Source organism: Streptomyces sp. NPDC046977, assembly GCF_040644455.1.
Classification (GTDB): Bacteria; Actinomycetota; Actinomycetes; order Streptomycetales; family Streptomycetaceae; genus Actinacidiphila.
Map to the genome: position 1 here is coordinate 194557 of NZ_JBEYWO010000003.1, position 19645 is coordinate 214201.

Consider the following 19645-nt stretch of genomic DNA (forward strand, 5'->3'; position numbering starts at 1 on the left):
GGTGATGGACCGCACCCCGGCGACCGGGGCCGCCACGGCGGCCCCGGTGCCGGTCCGCCGGCTGACCGTGCTGTACGACCCCGACTGCGGGCTGTGCTCCTTCGTCCGCGGCTGGCTCTCCCGGCAGCGCCAACTGGTGCCGCTGGAGACCGTCCCGGCCGCCTCCGACGAGGCACGGCGCCGCTTCCCGCGGCTGGACCACGCCTCGACGCTGCGCGAGATCACCGTCATCGGCGACTCCGGCCAGGTCTACCGCGGTGACGCCGCCTGGCTCGTCTGCCTGTGGGCGCTGTCGGAGTACCGGCCCACCGCCCACCGGCTCAGCACCCGCTCCGGGGCGCCCCTCGCCCGGGCCGCGGTGCTCATGGCCGCCCGCTACCGCGAGTCCCAGTGGAACCGCGGGGCGGCCGCGGCCGGGCCCGGCTGGGGCGGCCGGGTCTACGGGACCGCCGACGGCTGGACGTACGACACCCACGGCGGCTGGACGTACACCGGCACCGCCGCCGGCCCGGACTCCCCCGCCCCTGCCGCACCCGGCGCCTGTGCGGGCGGCTGCGCACCGCCCGGTTAGGCTCTCGACCGTGGACGAAGCACCCCCCGGCAGGACCACCGGGACCCCGCGCACCGCCAAGAGCGAGCAGACCCGGGCCCTGATCCTCGAAACCGCCCTGCGGCTCTTCGAGGAACGCGGCTACGACAAGACGACGATGCGCGCCATCGCCAACGAGGCCGGGGTCTCGGTGGGCAACGCCTACTACTACTTCGCCGGCAAGGAACACCTCGTCCAGGGCTTCTACGACCGGCTCGCCGCCGACCACGAGGCCGCGGTCAAGGACGTGCTGGCCGGGGGCGGCGACACGGATTTGGCCGGGCGGCTGCTCACGGTCATGGACGCCTGGCTCGATGTCGCCCGCCCCTACCACCAGTTCGCTGCGCAGTTCTTCAAGAACGCCGCCGACCCGGCCAGTCCGCTCAGCCCGTTCTCGCCCGAGTCGCACCCGGCCCGCGACGCGGCGATCTCCATCCACGAACGGGTGCTCTCCGGCTCGGACATCAAGCTCGACGCGGAACTCGCCGAGGTGCTGCCCGAGCTGATGTGGATGTACCAGATGGGCATCGTCGTCTACTGGGTCTTCGACCACTCCCCCGACTGCGAGCGCACCCGCCGCCTGGTGGCCCGCACCGCACCGCTCGGTGCGCGCATCCTCAAGCTGTCCCGTTACCGCCTGTTGCGGCCGATCGTGCGCGAGGTCCGCGAACTGCTCAAGGAGTTCCTCTTCGAGCGCTAGCCGCGGTGCGGCCCGCCGGTTGGGCCGGGTGCTACGCGGAGGCCAGGACGGCCCACACCGTCTTGCCGTCCCGGCCGCGTTCGCGTACGCCCCAGTTCCGCGACAGCGCCTCGACCAGGCGCAGGCCCCGTCCCGACTCGTCGCCGTCCGCGGCCTCGCGGGGCACCGGCCGCGCGTGCGCGGCGCCGTCGGACACCTCCACCGTGCACGAGCCGTCCGCCTCGATCGTCACCGCCACCTCGAACTCCCGCTCCAGCAGCGGGCTGTGGCGCACGGCGTTGGTGGCCAGCTCGGAGACGACGAGCACCACGGACTCCACCGTCTCGTTCTCCCGCTCCCAGCCCTCCAAGTGGTCGCGCACCCGGTGCCGGGCCAGGCCCACCGACGTGGGATGTCTGGGCAGCCGGAACGTGCTCCGCCTCATCAGGTCACCCTCCCCATGAGCGAACCTCCCCCTTGCCGTTGCGGCATGCATTTCCGGATTCGGGGCCGCCGAAGCACCGACCGACGGAATTGCCGCTCCCGGTGGGCGCTTTCCGGCCAAACTCGAACGCCGGTCTGGGCGGCGCCCACGATCGTGGCACCCGCCGCACATGTCGCCCCGATGCGGGAACCTGAGTATCCGTACTCATGGCCCGGGTTCGCGCGCTCCCGATAATCGTGGCGTCGGGAGCAGAACTCAACGAGGGGCCGACCCATGCCTGATACGCCGTCGTCCGACACGTCGCACGACCCGCCCCGCCGCCGGCCCCGAAGGTCCCCCTGGGTAACCGCGGGCGTCGTGCTCGCGGTCGTCCTGACCGTCGCGGGGCTCGCGGTACTCGGCCTGTTCGTCCTCGCCTCCGTCGCACTGTCCAACTGGGGGAGCAACAAATGACGGCCCGTCTGCGTCTGCTGGTCCTGCTGAGCAGGCCCCCCGTGGCCCTGCTCCTGGCGCTCTACACCGCCGTCGGCCTGGGCCGGACCGGCCACGGCCAGGACCCCGCTCTGCTGGCCGGATCACTGGTCGCGATCCTCGGTTTCCTGCTGTTCTCGGTGGCCTGCAACGACCTGGCCGACGTGGCCGTCGACCGGGTCAACCTCCCCGGCGCGGCCGGACGTCCGCTGGTGACGGGCAGCGCCGCGAGCCGGGACATGGTCGTCGTGGCGGTCACGTCGGGTGCCGTGGCTCTGGGGGCGAGCCTCGCCCTCGATCCCTGGGCCGGCGCGGTCATCGCGGCCGGTCTCGCGGTCAGCGCCGGGTACTCGCTGCGCCCGGTGCGCCTGGCCGACCGGGGTGCGGTCGCGGCGCTCGTGCTGCCCGCCTGCTACGTCGCCGTTCCCTACCTGGTCGGCGTGCTGGCCGCGCGCCCCTCGGTGCGGCCGGGCGACCTGATGCTGCTGGCGGGCCTGTACATCGGGTTCATCGGCCGGATCCTGCTCAAGGACTTCCGCGATGTGCGCGGTGACGCGCTGTTCGGGAAGCGGACCTTCCTGGTGCGCCACGGACGCCGCGCGACCTGCCTTTTCAGCGCCTGCTGCTGGGTGGCCGGCACGGCGGTGCTGATCGCGGCCGCCCGCCCCGGGCTCGCGTACGCCGTCACCACCGGCCTGTGCCTGGCCGGAGCCCTGTGGCTGCTGCGCGCCCTGGCGACCGGGCCCGGCCACCGGCGGGAGGAGGCGCTGATCTCGGCGATCGCCATCGTGGGGCGCGGGATGGTGCTGCTGCTCCTGGCGCACCTGTCGATGCTCCAGGCCCACTGGACGGTGCTCGCGGAGTCGGCCGCCCTGGCCGCCCTGCTCGTGGTGACCGCGGGCCAGGCCGCCACGATGGCCGTGTCCGGTCCGGTCACCCGCCTGACCGTGCCGTTCTCCGAGGCGAAGGCCGGGGCGGGCTCCTCCGCACGGCGCCCGGCCTAGCGCCGCCGCCCGGTGCCGGGCGGCGACCGGGTCAGCGCGCGGCGCGCAGCGCCCGCAGTCCCCGGACCCCGAGCACGCCGATCGCGGTGCCGAGCACCAGCGAGGTGATCGCGAGGGTGAGATGGACCCAGAAGTACGTGGTCGGCGCACCGTGGTCGCCGCCCTCGAAGGCGAGCCCGCTCGCGTCCTTCCACAGGTTCTTGACGAACGTGGTCCAGACGATCCAGCTCCACACCCCGAAAGCGGTCAGGAACCAGGACACGGGGCGGCTGAGCTTCATACGACCAGTATGCGGGCCTCCTCCCGGGCCCCGGCACGCGGGCCCGGGAGGCACCGGTCACACGCATCCGGAACATCGAAGTTCGCCCCGCTATGCCCCTTTTGGGCATAGCTTGCCGTCCCCGCCGCTCACGCCGGGCGGCACACCGCGACACAGCACAAGACGGCCGGGCGGGGCGGATGGTTGCGCTCCACGGGCGTGGGAACGGTCACGGCCAGGATCCACCCCCGCCGCTGCCGGAGCGTCACCCTCGCCCTGTAGCTTCTCCCCGTGCCCAACTCCTCCCGCCGTTCCGTGCGCCGCCCTGCCCTGGCCGTCTCCGCCTTCGCACTGTCCTGCGCCGCGGCCCTGACGACCGCCCCTCTCGCGTACGCGAAGGGCCCGTCGTCGACCCCCACCCCGACCCCGCCCGCGGGAATGTCGACCGTGGGCGGCGACCAGCTGGGAGCGCCGGGCACACAGGTCAGCCCGCTCGGCGGCGCCCCGGCGCTGCCCGACAAGCTCACCGCGCGCTCCTGGATCGTCGCGGACGCGGAGTCCGGCCAGGTGCTCGCCGCCCACAACGCGCACTGGAAGCTGCCGCCCGCGAGCACGCTCAAGATGCTCTTCGCGGACACCCTGCTGCCGAAGTTCGACAAGACGCAGACGCACAAGGTCGCGGTCTCCGACTTCGACGGCGTCGGCGCGGGCAGCAGCCTGGTCGGTCTCAAGGAGAACCTGACCTACACCGTCAAGGACCTGTGGCTGGGCGTCTTCCTCCGCTCCGGCAACGACGCGGTCCACGTGCTGTCCGCCATGAACGGCGGTGTCGACGCGACCGTGCTGGAGATGCAGGCCAAGGCCAAGGACCTCCAGGCCGGCGACACCGAGGTCATATCCCCCGACGGGTACGACATGCCGGGCCAGGTCTCCTCCGCCTACGACCTCACCCTCTTCGCGCGCTCCGGCCTGCAGAACGAGGACTTCCGCGCCTACTGCTCGACCGTGCGGTCCTCGTTCCCCGGCGAGTGGCGGACGATCAAGGCCAAGGGCGGCAAGAAGGCGACGAAGAAGCGCGAGACCTTCGAGATCCAGAACACGGACCGCCTGCTCACCGGCGACTACGACCTGCCGTCCTACCAGGGCATCGCCGGCGTCAAGAACGGCTACACCAGCAACGCGGGCAACACCTACACCGGCGTCGCCCAGCGCGACGGACGCACGCTGCTCGTCACCGTCATGCACCCCGCCGACGGCCACAACATGGTCTACAAGGAGGCCGCGAAGCTCCTCGACTGGGGCTTCCAGGCGGACGGCAAGGTCACCCCGGTCGGCGTCCTCGTACCCCCGAAGTCGGTCGCGACCGCCTCCCCCGCGGCCCCGCCGTCCGCCTCCACCGGCACCGGCACCGCCCAGGCCGGCAACCCGGCCGCACCCACGTCCGCGTCCGCCGCCCCGTCCTCCGGCGGCGGCGTGTGGACCGCCATCGCCGTCACCGGCGGATCGGCCCTGGCCGTCGGCGCGGTCGCGTTCTTCGTCCGCAAGCGGTGGCCGCTGCCCAAGCGGACCACCACCGTTGAGGCCGGCGCCGACCAGTCCTGACCCGTTTCGCGGGGGCGCTCGACGGCGCTCGTGCGGCGCGTGCGCCCACCCCGCTCCGACCGCCCCCCACCGCGCAGGTGGTACGGACCCCCGGCCCGGACATGACCCTGGTGACAGGGACGGGGAGACAGGGAGGGAACAGGTCAATGGGCACACTGTCCGTCATCGGGCTCGTCATGGGGCTCGCGGTCGCCGTCTACTGCGTCCGCGCCGCCTTCCGCACCAGGATCCCCGCCGCACGCTTCGGCTGGGCCGCCGCCGCACCGGGGGCGGTCGTCGTGGGAACGTACCTGGCGGGATTCATCCTGGTCACCGCGGTCGTCCTGGCCGTCACCTGGTTCACGGTCGCGCACTTCCTCCGCTGAACCGACGCGTCGGCGGCGGTCACGAACCGCCGCCGTCCGCGTCGTGCGCGAGCGCGAAGGCCACGAACGCGCGCCACGCGTCGGGCCCGAACACCAGCCGGGCCCCGGCCCTGTCCTTGGAATCCCGCACGAGGACGGCCCCCGGCCCGAACGCGACCTCGACGCAGTCGCCGCCGTCGTCGTTGCTGTAACTCGACGTGAACCAGTTCAGCTCGCCGCTCACCGCTCAAGCTCCTTAGCCAGCTCCCCGATGAAACGGGCCGATTGCTCAGGGCTCAGGGCCCGCCGCGCGATCATGTCATGGCGCCGGGTGAACAGACTGACCTTTTCGGGGTCGGCGTACAGCACTCCGGACGCCTGCCCTTCCTCGTAGGCGAGATGCTCGTGCTCCGCCGTCTCCAACAGCACGAACGGGCCGAGGAGTCCGGGATGGAATCCCCCCTCGGTGGACATGACCTGCACCGTCACATTGCGCCGGTTCCCGGCAGCCACGAGCTGACTCAACTGGCGCAGCCGCCCTTCGATGCTGCCCCACGCCCGTCGCAGGGCGCCCTCCTCGACGACAAAGCTGAATGACCGCGTCTGCACGTCCATCAGGGACTGCCGGTCCAAGCGGGCGGCCACACGCTCCTCGATCGTCTCCTCGCCGAGCGGAGGCCAGCGTGACGCCAGCAGGGCGCGCATGTACTCCTCGGTCTGGAGCAACCCCGGCACATACGCGGCCTGGTACGAGCAGACGGCGATGGCCTCGGCCTCGTACCGCATGAAGTCCTGCGAATACGAGGGAAACCGCTCCGGCTTCAAGAAGGCTTCCGCCGCCGTGAGTTTGCCGCCGGCGCCGCACATCTGGTCGGCGACCTGGAGCAGCCGGATCGTGGGGCGACGGCGGCCGAGCTCCATGGACCGCACGGTCTCGCAGCCGTAGCCCGCCTCGTCGGCGAGCTGTTCGCGGGAGACGCCCGCCTGTTCGCGCCAGAGCTTGACCTGGTTGCCGCAGTAGCGCCACGCCATCGGGGGCGGGGACGTCTCACTCGCCATGGGGTACAACCACCCTCCGTACACGCTCGGTCACTTCCGAGGCTACGCAGCGACCTGCACCTTTGGAGCCATGGACGAGACAACTCCCCCCACCGAGTGGCGCTTTCCGCGGCGGGCGGCCAGTGTGCGCCTGGCGCGGGCGCGGTTGCGCGAGCAGGCCGCGGCGTGGGGTCTGCCCGCGGAGACCGCGGAGACCGCCGTGCTGCTGCTGAGCGAGCTGGTGACCAATGCCGTGCGCCATGCGCGGGTGCCGCCGGACCGCCATGTGGCGGTGCGGGCGGTGCTCGCCGGGGGCCGGCTGCGGGTGGAGGTGTGCGACGCGAGCACCGTGTACCCGCGTGCCCGTGCCGCGTCACCGCAGGACGAGTCGGGGCGCGGTCTGGCGCTCGTGGAGGCGCTGGCGGACGCGTGGGATGTCCGGCCGCGTCCGTACGGGATCGGCAAAACGGTCTGGTTCGAACTGAGAGTGGTAAATACCTGCGCAAAGAGTAGTGACCAGTGGCCGGAAACAGACGTACTGTTTCCCGTCATGGAGAGTGATGAGGGACTGCTGAACGTCGTGGATGTCGAAGCGACATGCTGGGACGGCGAGCCGCCGCCGGGAGCGGTGAGCGAGATCATCGAGATCGGGCTGACCGTCGTGGACCTCCACCGCGGCGAGCGCGTCGCCCGGCACCGCATTCTCGTACGGCCCACGCGGTCGCAGGTGAGCGACTTCTGCACCGAGTTGACCGGGCTCACGCAGGCCGAGGTGGACGAGGGCCTCGACTTCTCCGACGCCTGCAAGCTCCTGGCGGCCGAGCACCGCGCCGGGCCGCGTGCGTGGGCGAGCTGGGGCGACTACGACCGGCACCAGTTCAACCGGCAGTGCCGGGCCACCGGGACCACGTACCCCTTCGGCAGCCGGCACATCAACGTCAAGACGCTTTTCACTCAAGCCCACGGCCTGGCCAAGCGCCCCGGCATGCTGGAGGCCCTGCAGATCGCGGGTCTCCCCCTCGAAGGCCGTCACCACTGCGGTGAGCACGACTCCTGGAACATCGCCGCCCTCGCCCTGGCGCTGACCCGCCGCGGCGCCTGGCCGGGCCTGCCCGGCAACTGACCGCTCCCGCCCGGCGCGTCAGGGCGTGCCGCGGTAGCTCACGTGGTCGCCGCCGCGGAAGAAGACGCGCCAGGACTCGGCGCGTTCGGAGGTGACCGGCAGGATCTCCAGGACCCAGGCGTCCGCCATCTCCACCGTGAGGCGCCCGCTGTCCCCGAGCGTGGAGCGCACCACGTCGAGCGGGCTGTCGCCCAGCCGGCCGCACAGCTCACGCGCCCGCTCGTCGTAGAGCGTGGTGAAGTCGGCGAGGGCGGCCGCGGGATCGGCGCCGCGGGCCCGCGGCCACCGCATGTCCTCGGAGCCGAGCACGAGGTCGCCCCCGTGCGTGATCCGGAAGGGGCAGTGGGCCTGGAGGACGGCGCCGGGCGCCAGGGACTCCTGGGCCGCGAACGCGAAGACGCCGGTGAGCGCGTCCCGGTCGATCCCCGTCAGCGTGTAGGGCACGAGGCAGGCGACGGCTTCGTGCAGGGCGATCTCGGTCAACTCGGCTCCTTGGTCCCCGCCGCGGCCCGCAGCTCGGCGCTGTGCGGTGTGGCCGTCCAGGCCGCGCAGAACAGCAGCAGCTTTGCCGTGAAGTTCATCCACAACAGGAGCGCGATGGGCACACCGAAGGCCCCGTACATGCTCTTGGTGGCGACGCTCTGCAGATAGCCGCTGATCAGCAGCTTCAGCACCTCAAAGCCGATGGCTCCTATCAGGCTGGCCACGACGACGTCGCGCCGGTTCGGGGTGACACCCGGCAGGAGGGTCAGCAGGTAGGCGAAGATGCCGACGTCGATGAGGACGGCGACGCAGAAGCCCACGACGGACAGCAGCACCCGGCCGATGCCGTTCTCGTCCAGGCCGATGGCGTCGCCGAGGCGGTTGATGGCCGTGCCCGCGAGGGTGGAGCAGACCACGGACAGCAGGGCCACGGCGCCCAGGCCGATCAGGACGCCGAGGTCCTTGAGCCGGGTCAGGAAGGGGTTGCCGTTCTCGTCGTCCTTGTGCCAGACGGCGCGCAGGCAGTCCCGCAGCGCGGCGATCCAGCTGACGCCGGTGAGGACCAGCAGGATCGCGGCGATGGCCCCGACCGTGCCGGCGTTGTCCACCAGCCCGTTGATGTTGAGCTTGTCGGCGATCCCCGGCACCTGCTCGGCGAGCTTGTCCTGGAGCTGCTTGAGCTGCGACGGGGACAGCAGGGCCGCGCCGACGGCGGCGCCGACGGTGAGCAGCGGGAAGAGCGCGACAAAACTGACGAAGGTGATGGCTGCGGCCAGCCGCGTCCAGTGGACGCTCTCCAGATGTTCGTAGGTGCGCCAGGCGTGGGTGCGCATGAGCCGCGCGATCCACGGGCCGATCACCGGGATTTTCGTCAGCCATTCCATACCGCGCGCCTACCCTCCGTCACCCCCCGCACTCTAAGTGGCGGGCGCCGTGGCGGCGACGACCGCCTCGAAGACGCGGTCCGTGTCGGCCTCGGACGTCCGCCAGTTGCTGAACGCGGCGCGCAGAGCCGGCACCCCGGCATGGACCGTCGGGGTGAGGAAGGCCTCGCCGGAGGCGGCCACGGCGCGGGCCGCGGCGGCGACCCGCTCCCGCAGTTCGTCCGCCGGGGTGTCGCCCGCGAAGGTGAAGCAGACCACGTTGAGCCGGACGGGTGCCAGCAGCCGCAGGTACGCGGTGCCGGCGATGCGGTCCCCGAGGCGGTGGGCGAGCGCGGCATTGCGCTCGACGATGTCGCGGTGGCCGTCCCGGCCGTAGGCGGTGAGCGAGAACCAGGTCGCCAGGGCACGCACGCGGCGGGAGTTCTCGGGCGTCAGGTGCAGGAAGTCGGGGTCGGGCAGGGCCGGCAGGCCGAGGTAGGGCGAGGCGTTGTGAAAGACCCGCACCTGCAGATCCTGACGGCGGGTGAACTGCACGGCGGCGTCATAGGGGACGTTGAGCCACTTGTGGAGGTCGACGCAGACGGAGTCGGCGGCGTCCAGGCCGGCCGTGAGGTGGGCGTGGCGGGGCGACAGCGCGGCGAAGCCGCCGAAGGCCGCGTCGACGTGCAGCCAGAAGTCGTGACGGTCCTTCAGGGCCGCGACGGCGCGCAGGTCGTCGAAGTCGACGGTGTCGACAGTCCCGGCGTTCGCGACGACGATCGCGGGCGCGCCGTCGAGGGCGTCCAGCGCCTGCTCCAGCCGGGCGACGTCCACCGCCTCCCGGCCGCCGGGCAGCAGCGGCACCCGGGTCAGGCAGGCGCGGCCCATCCCGAGGACCGACAGGGCCTTGTCGATGCTGGAGTGCGGGGCGCCGGACAGCACCGTCACGGGGCCCAGCGCCGCGACACCGTCCCGGGACACCGACACGCCCCGCCGCTCGCCGAGCCATTCACGGGCGACGGCCAGGCCCACGGTGTTGGAGACCGTCGCGCCGGTGACGAACGCCCCGCTGTGCGCGGCGCCCAGGCCGAACAGCTCCCGCAGCCAGGTCAGGGTCTCGCGCTCCAGGGCGCCCGCCGAGGAGCCGATGTCCGACGAGCCGTTCTGGTCGTACGCGGCGGTCAGCCAGTCGCCCGCCACGGCGGCGGGAGTGGCGCCGCCGGTGACGAAGCCCAGGTAGCGCGGCCCCGCGCTGCCCGAGAACCCCGGTGCCCAGCGCTGTGCGAAGCGCTCCAGCGCGCCGTCGGCCCCGGCCCCGGCGTCCGGCAGCGGCTCCGGCGCGGGGGCCGGGCCGCGGCCGGCGACCGGGCGGTCGTCGACGGCGGCCAGTTCACGGGCGGCGAACTCCGTGACGGAGCGCAGGAGGTCGGGGAAGCGGTCGCGGTCCGCGGCGAGGGAGGGATCCATGGCGGCAGGTTAGGCACGGCGCGACGGGCACGTCCGGGGCCACGGGCGAAGAAGTGGCCCGCCGGCGGCATCGCACAGCGGGGCGGGACGGGGCGGGACGGGGTCCTCAGGCGGGCTGCGTACCCCGCGCGGGAGCCGTGCCGAGGGGTTCGCAGGCGCCCGGCTGCTGCGGGAGCAGGGGGTGGGCGGTGGCGGCACCGAAGGCGTAGTCGCGCAGGGGGCGCCAGACGCCCTCGTCGTCCTGCTCGTACAGGGAGAAGCAGCTCGCCGTCCACGCGGCGGTGAAGTCGGCGAGTTCCAGTTGGGCGCGGTCCAGCGCCTCGTCCGGGATGCCGTGGCCGATGGTGACGTGCGGGTGGTACGGGAACTGCAGCTCGCGGCGGACCGGGCCGGAACGCACCCGCTCCTGGAGCTCGGCGCAGTCCAGGCCGCCCTGCGCGAGCTCGACGAAGACCACCGGGGTCAGCGGCCGGAAGCTGGCCGTGCCCTCCAGGCGCATCGGGAAGGGGTGGCAGGCGGCCGCGACCTCGTCCAGGTACGTGCGGAAGGCGGGGAGGACGGAGGTGTCCACCTCGGTCGGCGGGAGCAGTGTGACGTGGGTGGGGATGCAGTAGGCCAGCGGGTCGCCGAAGTCGGCGCGGCACTGCTGCAGCAGGCTGCCGTAAGGCTCCGGGACCGCGATGGACACGCCGATCATGCGGTTTCCCACGAGTTCACCCCTTTCCCGGTCGTACCCCGGTCGTCGCCCCGTCGGTTTCCCGCCCGCTCCCGTCCGGGTCCCGGGCGGGCCGGAGGCATCGTACGCACGGTGTGCGGCACAGCGCCTCCGCAGCAAGTGTGACGCGCTCGCACCCCGGGGCGCGAGCGTCGTCCGTCACATTCACGCGGGACCAAAGGCCCGCGCCGCGGGACGCCGGGATGCCCCGTTCAGTGCTTGGCGGGCAGGAAACCGACCCTTTCGTACGCGTTCGCCAGGGTCTCGGCGGCCACGGCGCGGGCCTTCTCGGCACCCTTGGCCAGCACGGAGTCCAGGCTCTCCGGGTCGCCGAGGTACTCCTGCGTGCGCTCGCGGAACGGGGTGACCCACTCCACGAAGACGTCCGCCAGCTCGGTCTTCAGCGCGCCGTAGCCCTTGCCCTCGAAGCGCTGCTCCAGTTCGGGGATCGCGGTCCCGGTGAGTGTGGAGTAGATGGTCAGCAGGTTGCTGATGCCCGGCTTCCCCTGCTCGTCGAACCGGATCACGGTGTCGGTGTCGGTGACCGCGCTCCTGATCTTCTTCGCCGAGGACTTCGGTTCGTCCAGGAGGTTGATGAGGCCTTTCGGGGACGCCGCCGACTTGCTCATCTTCGCCTGCGGGTCCTGCAGGTCGTAGATCTTCGCCGTCTCCTTGACGATGTACGGGGCCGGGATGGTGAAGGTGTCGCCGAAGCGGCCGTTGAAGCGCTCGGCGAGGTCCCGGGTGAGCTCGATGTGCTGGCGCTGGTCCTCGCCGACGGGGACGGCGTTCGCCTGGTACAGCAGGATGTCGGCGACCTGGAGGATCGGGTACGTGAACAGGCCCACGGTCGAGCGGTCGGCGCCCTGCTTGGCGGACTTGTCCTTGAACTGCGTCATGCGCGACGCCTCGCCGAAGCCGGTGAGGCAGTTGAACACCCAGCCGAGCTGCGCGTGTTCGGGGACGTGGCTCTGGACGAAGAGCGTGCAGCGCTCCGGGTCGAGCCCGGCGGCGAGCAGCTGGGCGGCGGCCAGCCGGGTGTTGGCGCGCAGCTCCGCCGGGTCCTGCGGCACGGTGATCGCGTGCAGGTCGACGACCATGTAGAAGGCGTCGTGCGTTTCCTGGAGCGCGACCCACTGGCGGACCGCGCCCAGGTAGTTGCCCAGGTGGAACGAGCCTGCGGTGGGCTGGATGCCGGAGAGCACACGGGGACGTTCGAGAGCCATGCCTCTCATTCTCTCAGGTCCCCGGGGATTGTCCGCCCGCAACGGGAACCGGGCGGGAGGGAGCGGTGTAGAAGGGGTGACGGGGTCGCGCGGGGGCGGCCGGGGAGCGAAAGGGGGCCGCCACGGAGGGGGAGGCGGCGGTGATCGCACGCGTACGCGCCGGGGACCGCGAGGCGTACGCGGAGCTGGTGCGCGTCCACGCGGACGTCGCCCATCGCACGGCGGTGCTGCTCGGGGCCGGTGCCGACGCGGAGGACGTGGTGCAGAACTCGTTCGTCAAGGCCTACCGCGCCCTCGGCGGCTTCCGGGAGGGCGCCGCCTTCCGGCCGTGGCTGCTGCGCATCGTCGCCAACGAGGCGCGCAACGCGGCACGCGCCGCCCGCCGGCTGCGCTCGGCCGTCGAGCGCAACGCCGTGCTGGAGGCCGTGCCCGGGCCGGACCAGGACCCGGAGACCCTGGCGGTCACCCGGGAACGGCACGCCGCGCTGCTGGCCGCGGTCGGCGGGCTGAGCGAGCCGCACCGGCTGGTGGTCACCTGCCGCTATCTGCTCGACCTGGACGAGGAGGAGACGGCGGCGGTGCTGGGCTGGCCGCGCGGCACCGTCAAGTCCCGGCTGCACCGCGCCCTGGCGAAACTGCGGACCGGGCTCGGCGAACCACTGCTGGCCGCGGGGGACGGGGGGCTGCGATGACCGACCGGCTCCCGGAGGAACTGCGCGAGGCGGGGCGGCGGCTGGACATCCCGGCGCCGTCGCCGGACTCCGTGGCCGAGCAGGTGCTGGCCCGGCTGCTCGCCGAGGCGGTGCCCGGTGAGGGACGGGTGCGGCGCGCCCGGTTCAGGATCGCCGCGCGGTGGCGGGCCCTGGTGGCGGTGGTGTGCGGGCTGCTGGTGGTGCTGGTGCTCACCCCGCCGGTGCGGGCCGCCGTCGCGGACTGGTTCGGCTTCGGCGGCGTCGCCGTGCGCCACGACCCCTCGGCGACACCGGGCGCGGGAAGCCCGCCGCCGGTGCGCGGACACGCGCCGCTGGACGGGGCGTTCGTCCCGGCGGCGCTCGGCGAGCCGGACGGGGTCGCGGTCACCGACGGCGGGCGGGTGCTCTCGATGAGCTGGCGGCGCGAGGGCCGCACGATCCGGCTCGACCAGTTCCGGGCCTCGATCGACGTGGTCTTCCTCAAGACCACCGGCTCCGCGGCCGAATGGGTGGAGGTCGACGGCGCATTCGCCGTGTGGTTCGCCGAACCGCACTACGTCCAGCTCGTCGATCCCGACGGACGGACGCGTCGCGAGCCGCCCCGGGCGGCCGGGCCCACCCTGCTCTGGCAGCGCGGCGAGGTGACGCTGCGTCTGGAGGGCGTGCCCGACCAGGCACGTGCGCTGGCGATCGCGGAATCGGCCCGGCTCCGGGGCTCCCCCGTCCCGCCCGACTGACCCGCCGGTGCCCCTTCCGCCGGGCCTGGCAACGCCGAAGGGCCGGCGCCCCCTTGGGGTGCCGGCCTCCCACGCGCCCGCAGGACCGAAGTTGTCGGCAATACGGCGGCGAGGACACCGGACGCGCCGACGGTGAAGAGCGTCGACATCAAGGCGGTGAAGGCCCGGGAACGGGACGGGAACCCGGCCGGTCCGGGCGGTGTATCAGGGGCAGGACCGAGCGAGAGGGGGACCACCCCATGCGGATCAGAAGGTTCGTCACCTGGGCGGGCGTCACGGCCACGGCACTCGCCGCCGTGCTCACCGGCGCGTGGCCGGCCGCGGCCGGAGGGCCGACCAGCGTGATGCTGGTCGCGCCGGGCAGCGGCAAGGCCGCGGCGATCTACACGTCGTCCCCGGACTACGCGACGCTGTACGCGTCCGTCGGACCGGTGGCCGAGGCCGCCGATCCGCCCTCCACGTCGGACGTGGAGGCCGCCGGGCAGCGCCATGTCACCGTCACCTGGCTGATCCACGACGTCTCCGTGTGGCGCGTGGACTTCGTCTACCCGGACGCCGCCGGAGGCCCGTGGGTCCACAGCCGCCAGGTGGGGGACGCGGGTCTGCCGGAGCAGGGGGCCTGGCACCGGGCCGCCCAGCCGAAGGCCCTCAGCGCACTGCTGGACCGGATGGGACTCATGAGCCCGGACAAGGGCCTCGGCGTCAGCGCGCCCGACTACCCGCTCGGCCTGGGGGACGACCCCGCCACGGCCGCCGCCTCCGCACCCCCGGCAGCCGCCGCCGTGGACAGCGGCGGCGGCGACTGGTGGTGGTCCCTGCCCGGGCTGGGCGCCGGCCTCGCCCTCGGCTGCGCCGGCACCCTGCTCGCCCCACGCCTCATATCCCGCCGCACGCCCCGCGAGCCGGGGCCCCCGCGGGAACTGCTCGACGTGTGAGGCCCCGGCCCGCTCTAGCCGAGGTCGATGCCCGGGTAGAGCGGGAAGCCGGCCAGCAGGTCGGCGGCGCGCTGCGCGATCTCGTCGGCGACCTTCGCGTCCAGCACGTGCTGCGCCTTGGACGGCTTGCCGGCCGAGGTGACGCCGGCCTCGGTCGTGGTCAGCACGCGGTCGATGAGGCCCGCGATCTCGTCCATCTCGCCCGTGCCGAGGCCGCGGGTGGTGAGGGCCGGGGTGCCGATGCGGATGCCGGAGGTGTACCAGGCCCCGTTCGGGTCCTGCGGGATGGAGTTCCGGTTGGTCACGATGCCGGACTCCAGCAGGGCCGCCTCGGCCTGCCGCCCCGTGAGGCCGTAGGAGGACTCGACGTCGATGAGCACGAGATGGTTGTCCGTGCCGCCGGTGACCAGGGTCGTGCCGCGCCGCAGCAACCCCTCGGCCAGCGCCCTGGAGTTGTCGACGATGCGCTGCGCATAACCGTGGAAGTCGGTGTGGCGGGCCTCGGCCAGGGCCACCGCCTTGGCCGCCATGACGTGCGGCAGCGGGCCGCCGAGCACCATCGGGCAGCCGCGGTCGACCTGTTCGGCCAGCGAGGAGTCGCACAGCACCATGCCGCCGCGCGGGCCGCGCAGCGACTTGTGCGTGGTGGTGGTGACGATCTGCGCGTGCGGCACGGGGTCGAAGTCCCCGGTGAGGACCTTGCCGGCGACCAGACCCGCGAAGTGCGCCATGTCGACCAGCAAGGTGGCGCCGACCTCGTCGGCGATCTCCCGCATGATGCGGAAGTTCACCAGCCGGGGGTAGGCCGAGTAGCCCGCGACGATGATCAGCGGGCGGAACTCGCGCGCCGTCTCGCGCAGCGACTCGTAGTCGAGCAGGCCCGTCGCCGGGTCGGTGCCGTAGCTGCGCTGGTCGAACATCTTCCCGGAGATGTTGGGCCGGAAGCCGTGGGTGAGGTGGCCGCCCGCGTCCAGGGACATGCCGAGCATGCGCTGGTCGCCGAGCTCGTGGCGCAGCCGCGCCCAGTCCGCCTCGGACAGCTCGTTGACCTGGCGCACACCGGCGCGCTCCAGCGCCGGCGCCTCCACCCGCGCGGCCAGCACGGCCCAGAAGGCGACCAGGTTGGCGTCGATGCCGGAGTGCGGCTGCACATAGGCGTGCTCGGCGCCGAAGACCGCCCGCGCGTGCTCGGCGGCGACGGCCTCGACGGTGTCGACGTTGCGGCACCCGGCGTAGAAGCGGCGCCCGACGGTGCCCTCGGCGTACTTGTCGCTGAACCAGTTGCCCATGGCCAGCAGCACCGCCGGGGAGGCGTAGTTCTCGCTGGCGATGAGCTTGAGCGAGGCCCTCTGGTCCTCGATCTCCTGGCCGATCGCGTCGGCGACGCGCGGCTCGACCCCCCTGATCACGTCAAGGGCACTGCGGAAGGCGGTGGACTCGGTGGGACCACTGGACATGCGGACCTCCTGCGCGGCACGGCATACCGGATGGCCCAGGCGCACGGCACACAGTTCACGGACCGCTCCCCGATGGTCCGTCCCATCCCAGCGCGCCAGTCACGGCCCACGGCCAGCCTAGCAACGCGAGGTCGGGACGTCGCCGCAATGTTTCTTCACATCCCGGGCGAGCGACGATAGGAACAATGGAAAGAGCCCCACCGGGCTCCAGCGCCCCATCTCCCGACGTACCACGAACGGAGCACTCACGTGTCGACCGCCGCCGAGCACATCGCCGCCGCAGAAGCGCACAGCGCGCACAACTACCACCCGCTCCCCGTCGTCGTCGCCTCCGCGGACGGCGCCTGGGTGACGGACGTCGAGGGCCGCCGGTACCTCGACATGCTCGCCGGCTACTCGGCGCTCAACTTCGGCCACCGCAACGCCCGCCTGATCGACGCGGCCAAGGCGCAGCTGGACCGGGTCACGCTCACCTCGCGGGCGTTCCACCACGACCGGTTCGCCCGGTTCTGCACGGAACTCGCGGAGCTGTGCGGCATGGAGATGGTGCTGCCGATGAACACCGGCGCGGAGGCCGTGGAGACCGCCGTCAAGACCGCCCGCAAGTGGGGCTACCGGGTCAAGGGCGTGCCGGACGGCCAGGCGAAGATCATCGTGGCCGCGGACAACTTCCACGGCCGCACGACCACCGTCATCAGCTTCTCCACCGACCCCGAGGCCCGCGCCGACTTCGGCCCCTACACCCCGGGCTTCGAGGTCGTGCCGTACGGCGACCTCGCGGCGCTGGAGGCGGCGATCGACGCGAACACGGTGGCCGTGCTGATGGAGCCCATCCAGGGCGAGGCGGGGGTGCTGGTGCCGCCGGCGGGCTACTGGGCCGGGGTACGGCGGCTGACCTCCGAGCACGGGGTGCTGTTCATCGCCGACGAGATCCAGTCGGGCCTGGGCCGTACGGGCCGGACGTTCGCCTCCGAGCACGAAGGCGTCGTCCCGGACATGTACGTGCTGGGCAAGGCCCTGGGCGGCGGCGTCGTCCCGGTGTCGGCGGTCGTGTCCTCCGCGGAGGTGCTCGGGGTGTACCGCCCGGGAGAGCACGGCTCGACCTTCGGCGGCAACCCGCTGGCGTGCGCCGTGGCCCTGGAGGTCCTCGCGATGCTCCGCACGGGTGAGTACCAGCAGCGGGCCACCGAACTCGGCGACCATCTGCACCACGAGCTGTCCCTGCTGACCGGCAGCGGCACGGTCACGGCGGTGCGCGGCCGCGGCCTGTGGGCGGGGGTCGACATCGCACCCGGCCACGGCAGCGGCCGCGAGGTCTCCGAGCGGCTGCTGGGCCGGGGTGTCCTGGTCAAGGACACCCACGGCGCCACGATCCGGCTGGCCCCGCCGCTGGTGATCTCCAAGGAGGACCTGGACTGGGGCCTGGACCAGCTGCGGGAGGTGCTGTCCGCCTGAGAGCCGGCCCTGAGGGTCAGATCCCCCCGGGACGCGGCGCCGGGGACATCCGCGTGGTGATGCCGATGCGGTTCCAGGCGTTGATGGTGATGCACATGGCGATCAGACGGGGCAGCTCGTCCTCGTCGAAGACCCGGGCGGCCTCGTCGTAGACGTCGTCCGGGACACCGTGCTCGCCGAGGCGGGTCACCGCCTCGGCGAGGGCCAGGGCGGCCCGCTCGCGCGCGGTGAAGAAGGGGGTCTCCCGCCACACGGTGAGACCGTGCAGCTTCTGCTCGCTCAGGCCCAGCTTGCGGGCGTCCGCGATGTGCTGGTCGACGCAGTAGGCGCAGCCGTTGACCTGGGAGGCTCGTGCTTTGACCAGTTCGACGACCACCGGGTCCAGGCCGTCGGCGGCCGCGGTGTCGAGGGCGATCATCGCCTTGTAGAAGTCGGGGGCGGCCTTGGCCAGCGCGATGCGGGGGGCGGGGGCGGGAACGGGCTCGTCCGGGCCGTGGCCGGAGGTGCTGCCCGCGGGAGCGGTGATCGTCGTCATGCCATCCAACCTATCGACGCGGTGTCCCTGCCCCGTGGTCCACTTGAACGGTGAACGATTGGGCCACTTCCGGAGTCGATCTCCATCTCGACCTCGTCGGGGGCGCCGGCGCGCGGGCCGGGCTGGAGCGGGCGCTGCGTGAGGCCGTCCGTGTCGGCCGGCTCGCCCCGGGCACCCGGCTGCCGTCCTCCCGCGCGCTGGCCAAGGACCTCGGCCTGGCCCGCAACACCGTCGCCGAGGCGTACGGGCAGCTCGTCGCCGAGGGCTGGCTGACCGCCCGCCAGGGCTCCGGCACCCACGTCGCGGACGGGCGGCGCCCGTCCGCACGCCGCGGCCAGGCCGCCGTCCCGCGCGGCACGGGCCAGGGCGCCCCCGGCGACCGGCTCACCGGCACGTCCGGCTACCTGCCCGACCCGGAACGGTTCGCCTACGACCTGCGCCCCGGCTCCCCCGACCTCTCGTCGTTCCCGCGCGCCGTGTGGAGCGCGGCGGCCCGCCGGGCGCTGGCGGCCGCGCCCCACCAGGCCTTCGGCTACACCGACCCGCGCGGCCGGCCCGAGCTGCGCGAGGCGCTCGCGGCCTATCTCGGGCGGGTGCGCGGGGTCCGCACCCGGCCCGAACTCCTCACGGTGTGCTCGGGGTTCGTGCAGGCCGTCGGACTGCTCGGCCGCGCCCTGCGGGCCGGCGGGGCGCGCCGCGTCGCCGTCGAGACGCCCGGCTACGCGCACACCGTGGAGATCCTGCGCAGGGCACGGCTGACCACCGTCCCGCTGCCGGTGGACGACAACGGCGCCCAGGTCGGCGTCCTCGGCAACGACGTGGACGCCGCGCTGCTCACCCCGGCGCACCAGTTCCCGACGGGCTGCCCGCTCTCCCCGGAGCGGCGCACGGCGGTGGTGGCCTGGGCCCGCGCCACCGGCGCGGTGGTCGTCGAGGACGACTACGACGGGGAGTTCCGCTACGACCGCCAGCCGGTCGGCGCCCTCCAGGGCCTCGCCCCCGAGCACGTCGTCTACGCCGGAACCGCCAGCAAGAGCCTCGCGCCCGGTCTGCGGCTGGCCTGGCTGGCGCTGCCGCCCGCCCTCGTCGAACCGGTCCTGGACGAGAAGCGGCTGGCCGACCACCACTCCCCCGTCCTCGACCAGTTGACGCTCGCCGAACTGATCGTCTCCGGCGCGTACGACCGCCATGTACGGCGGATGCGGCTGCACTACCGGCGGCGCCGCGACCGGCTCGTCGCGACGCTGGCCGAGCGCGTCCCCGCCGTCCGGGTCTCCGGCATCGCCGCCGGACTGCACGTGGTGCTCCGGCTGCCGCCCGGCACACCGGCCGCGCAGGTCGTCGCCGAGGCGGCCGCCCAGGGCCTGGGACTGCAGAGCCTGGACGAGTTCGGCGGCCAGGACACCGAGGAACTCGTCGTCGGCTACGGCACTCCGCCCGAGCACGCCTTCGCCGGCGCGCTGGACGCGCTGTGCGCACTGCTCGACGCGCGGACCCGGCGCCGGGGCTGAGAACGCCGGCGGCCC

23 protein-coding genes, 1 pseudogene and 1 riboswitch are annotated in these 19645 nt (G+C 73.1%); of the genes and pseudogenes, 13 read left to right on the top strand and 11 right to left on the bottom strand.

What is annotated here, in order from left to right:
* Positions 1–4: 4 nt before the first annotated feature.
* Positions 5–571 carry a DCC1-like thiol-disulfide oxidoreductase family protein gene (locus ABZ883_RS05935; protein ID WP_360902158.1) on the top strand — a complete coding sequence of 189 codons (567 nt, stop codon included), beginning with the start codon at positions 5–7 and terminating at the stop codon, positions 569–571.
* 10 nt (positions 572–581) lie between these two features.
* Positions 582–1289, top strand: a complete 708-nt coding sequence (locus ABZ883_RS05940) for a TetR family transcriptional regulator (RefSeq protein ID WP_360902161.1) — start codon at positions 582–584, stop codon at positions 1287–1289.
* Positions 1290–1320: 31 nt separating this feature from the next.
* On the opposite strand, the gene ABZ883_RS05945 is transcribed toward ABZ883_RS05940, so the two are convergent.
* Complete coding sequence (locus tag ABZ883_RS05945; protein ID WP_360902940.1) at positions 1321–1716, bottom strand: ATP-binding protein; 396 nt, start codon at positions 1714–1716, stop codon at positions 1321–1323.
* A 270-nt stretch (positions 1717–1986) separates the two neighbouring features.
* Between ABZ883_RS05945 and ABZ883_RS05950 the strand changes: the two genes are divergently transcribed.
* Both ABZ883_RS05950 and ABZ883_RS05955 read left to right on the top strand, forming a co-directional pair.
* Positions 1987–2166: a hypothetical protein gene (locus ABZ883_RS05950; protein WP_360902164.1), complete on the top strand. Its 180-nt coding sequence runs from the start codon at positions 1987–1989 to the stop codon at positions 2164–2166.
* Positions 2163–3188 (top strand): UbiA family prenyltransferase, encoded by a 1026-nt coding sequence (locus ABZ883_RS05955; protein WP_360902166.1) that lies wholly within the window; start codon positions 2163–2165, stop codon positions 3186–3188. The genes ABZ883_RS05950 and ABZ883_RS05955 overlap by 4 nt, the downstream gene beginning before the upstream one ends.
* Before the next feature lie 31 nt (positions 3189–3219).
* Here the strand turns inward: ABZ883_RS05955 and ABZ883_RS05960 are convergent, their stop codons facing one another.
* A complete protein-coding gene (locus ABZ883_RS05960) occupies positions 3220–3468 on the bottom strand; it encodes a hypothetical protein (RefSeq protein ID WP_360902169.1) in 249 nt (82 codons plus the stop codon).
* Between the two features lie 270 nt (positions 3469–3738).
* Here ABZ883_RS05960 and ABZ883_RS05965 point away from each other — a divergent pair, with 270 nt between their 5' ends.
* Both ABZ883_RS05965 and ABZ883_RS05970 read left to right on the top strand, forming a co-directional pair.
* The gene (locus ABZ883_RS05965) at positions 3739–5049 is read left to right on the top strand and encodes a D-alanyl-D-alanine carboxypeptidase (protein WP_360902172.1); all 1311 of its coding nucleotides are present in this window, start codon (positions 3739–3741) and stop codon (positions 5047–5049) included.
* Positions 5050–5195: 146 nt separating this feature from the next.
* Entirely contained in the window at positions 5196–5414 is a 219-nt protein-coding gene (locus tag ABZ883_RS05970; RefSeq protein WP_360902174.1) for a hypothetical protein, read from the top strand.
* A gap of 19 nt (positions 5415–5433) precedes the next feature.
* Here ABZ883_RS05970 and ABZ883_RS05975 read toward each other — a convergent pair whose 3' ends face one another.
* Together ABZ883_RS05975 and ABZ883_RS05980 are read right to left on the bottom strand one after the other, a co-directional pair.
* Positions 5434–5637 carry a DUF397 domain-containing protein gene (locus ABZ883_RS05975; protein ID WP_360902177.1) on the bottom strand — a complete coding sequence of 68 codons (204 nt, stop codon included), beginning with the start codon at positions 5635–5637 and terminating at the stop codon, positions 5434–5436.
* Positions 5634–6452 carry a helix-turn-helix transcriptional regulator gene (locus ABZ883_RS05980; RefSeq protein WP_360902180.1) on the bottom strand — a complete coding sequence of 273 codons (819 nt, stop codon included), beginning with the start codon at positions 6450–6452 and terminating at the stop codon, positions 5634–5636. Before ABZ883_RS05980 ends, ABZ883_RS05975 begins: the two co-directional genes overlap by 4 nt.
* Before the next feature lie 70 nt (positions 6453–6522).
* Here ABZ883_RS05980 and ABZ883_RS05985 point away from each other — a divergent pair.
* Both ABZ883_RS05985 and ABZ883_RS05990 read left to right on the top strand, forming a co-directional pair.
* Positions 6523–6909 (top strand): annotated as a pseudogene (locus tag ABZ883_RS05985) (ATP-binding protein); the annotation flags it as partial.
* Positions 6910–6981: 72 nt separating this feature from the next.
* Positions 6982–7554 carry a 3'-5' exonuclease gene (locus ABZ883_RS05990; RefSeq protein ID WP_360902943.1) on the top strand — a complete coding sequence of 191 codons (573 nt, stop codon included), beginning with the start codon at positions 6982–6984 and terminating at the stop codon, positions 7552–7554.
* Positions 7555–7572: 18 nt separating this feature from the next.
* On the opposite strand, the gene ABZ883_RS05995 is transcribed toward ABZ883_RS05990, so the two are convergent.
* The 5 genes from ABZ883_RS05995 to trpS all read right to left on the bottom strand — a co-directional run bounded on the left by ABZ883_RS05995 (position 7573) and on the right by trpS (position 12308).
* Positions 7573–8037 carry a hypothetical protein gene (locus ABZ883_RS05995; protein ID WP_360902183.1) on the bottom strand — a complete coding sequence of 155 codons (465 nt, stop codon included), beginning with the start codon at positions 8035–8037 and terminating at the stop codon, positions 7573–7575.
* Positions 8034–8921 carry a YihY/virulence factor BrkB family protein gene (locus tag ABZ883_RS06000; RefSeq protein ID WP_360902186.1) on the bottom strand — a complete coding sequence of 296 codons (888 nt, stop codon included), beginning with the start codon at positions 8919–8921 and terminating at the stop codon, positions 8034–8036. The genes ABZ883_RS05995 and ABZ883_RS06000 overlap by 4 nt, the downstream gene beginning before the upstream one ends.
* 33 nt (positions 8922–8954) lie before the next feature.
* Positions 8955–10367 carry a pyridoxal-dependent decarboxylase gene (locus ABZ883_RS06005; protein ID WP_360902189.1) on the bottom strand — a complete coding sequence of 471 codons (1413 nt, stop codon included), beginning with the start codon at positions 10365–10367 and terminating at the stop codon, positions 8955–8957.
* Between the two features lie 106 nt (positions 10368–10473).
* The gene (locus tag ABZ883_RS06010; RefSeq protein ID WP_360902192.1) at positions 10474–11076 is read right to left on the bottom strand and encodes a 2'-5' RNA ligase family protein; all 603 of its coding nucleotides are present in this window, start codon (positions 11074–11076) and stop codon (positions 10474–10476) included.
* A gap of 218 nt (positions 11077–11294) precedes the next feature.
* Complete coding sequence (trpS, locus tag ABZ883_RS06015) at positions 11295–12308, bottom strand: tryptophan--tRNA ligase (protein ID WP_360902195.1); 1014 nt, start codon at positions 12306–12308, stop codon at positions 11295–11297.
* A 140-nt stretch (positions 12309–12448) separates the two neighbouring features.
* Between trpS and ABZ883_RS06020 the strand changes: the two genes are divergently transcribed.
* The 3 genes from ABZ883_RS06020 to ABZ883_RS06030 all read left to right on the top strand — a co-directional run bounded on the left by ABZ883_RS06020 (position 12449) and on the right by ABZ883_RS06030 (position 14672).
* The gene (locus tag ABZ883_RS06020) at positions 12449–13000 is read left to right on the top strand and encodes a sigma-70 family RNA polymerase sigma factor (protein ID WP_360902198.1); all 552 of its coding nucleotides are present in this window, start codon (positions 12449–12451) and stop codon (positions 12998–13000) included.
* On the top strand, positions 12997–13737 hold the full coding sequence (locus ABZ883_RS06025; protein ID WP_360902201.1) for a hypothetical protein: 741 nt from the start codon (positions 12997–12999) through the stop codon (positions 13735–13737). Before ABZ883_RS06020 ends, ABZ883_RS06025 begins: the two co-directional genes overlap by 4 nt.
* Positions 13738–13976: 239 nt before the next feature.
* A complete protein-coding gene (locus tag ABZ883_RS06030; RefSeq protein ID WP_360902204.1) occupies positions 13977–14672 on the top strand; it encodes a hypothetical protein in 696 nt (231 codons plus the stop codon).
* A gap of 14 nt (positions 14673–14686) precedes the next feature.
* Here the strand turns inward: ABZ883_RS06030 and ABZ883_RS06035 are convergent, their stop codons facing one another.
* Positions 14687–16129 (bottom strand): glycine hydroxymethyltransferase, encoded by a 1443-nt coding sequence (locus tag ABZ883_RS06035; RefSeq protein WP_360902207.1) that lies wholly within the window; start codon positions 16127–16129, stop codon positions 14687–14689.
* Positions 16130–16155: 26 nt separating this feature from the next.
* A riboswitch (ZMP/ZTP riboswitch) is annotated at positions 16156–16242 on the bottom strand.
* Between the two features lie 136 nt (positions 16243–16378).
* On the opposite strand from ABZ883_RS06035, the gene rocD reads away from it, so the two are divergent.
* Positions 16379–17584, top strand: a complete 1206-nt coding sequence (rocD, locus tag ABZ883_RS06040; protein ID WP_360902210.1) for an ornithine--oxo-acid transaminase — start codon at positions 16379–16381, stop codon at positions 17582–17584.
* A gap of 16 nt (positions 17585–17600) precedes the next feature.
* Here rocD and ABZ883_RS06045 read toward each other — a convergent pair whose 3' ends face one another.
* Positions 17601–18119 carry a carboxymuconolactone decarboxylase family protein gene (locus tag ABZ883_RS06045; RefSeq protein ID WP_360902213.1) on the bottom strand — a complete coding sequence of 173 codons (519 nt, stop codon included), beginning with the start codon at positions 18117–18119 and terminating at the stop codon, positions 17601–17603.
* Positions 18120–18169: 50 nt separating this feature from the next.
* Between ABZ883_RS06045 and ABZ883_RS06050 the strand changes: the two genes are divergently transcribed.
* Positions 18170–19630 carry a PLP-dependent aminotransferase family protein gene (locus tag ABZ883_RS06050; protein WP_360902216.1) on the top strand — a complete coding sequence of 487 codons (1461 nt, stop codon included), beginning with the start codon at positions 18170–18172 and terminating at the stop codon, positions 19628–19630.
* Positions 19631–19645: the final 15 nt, after the last annotated feature.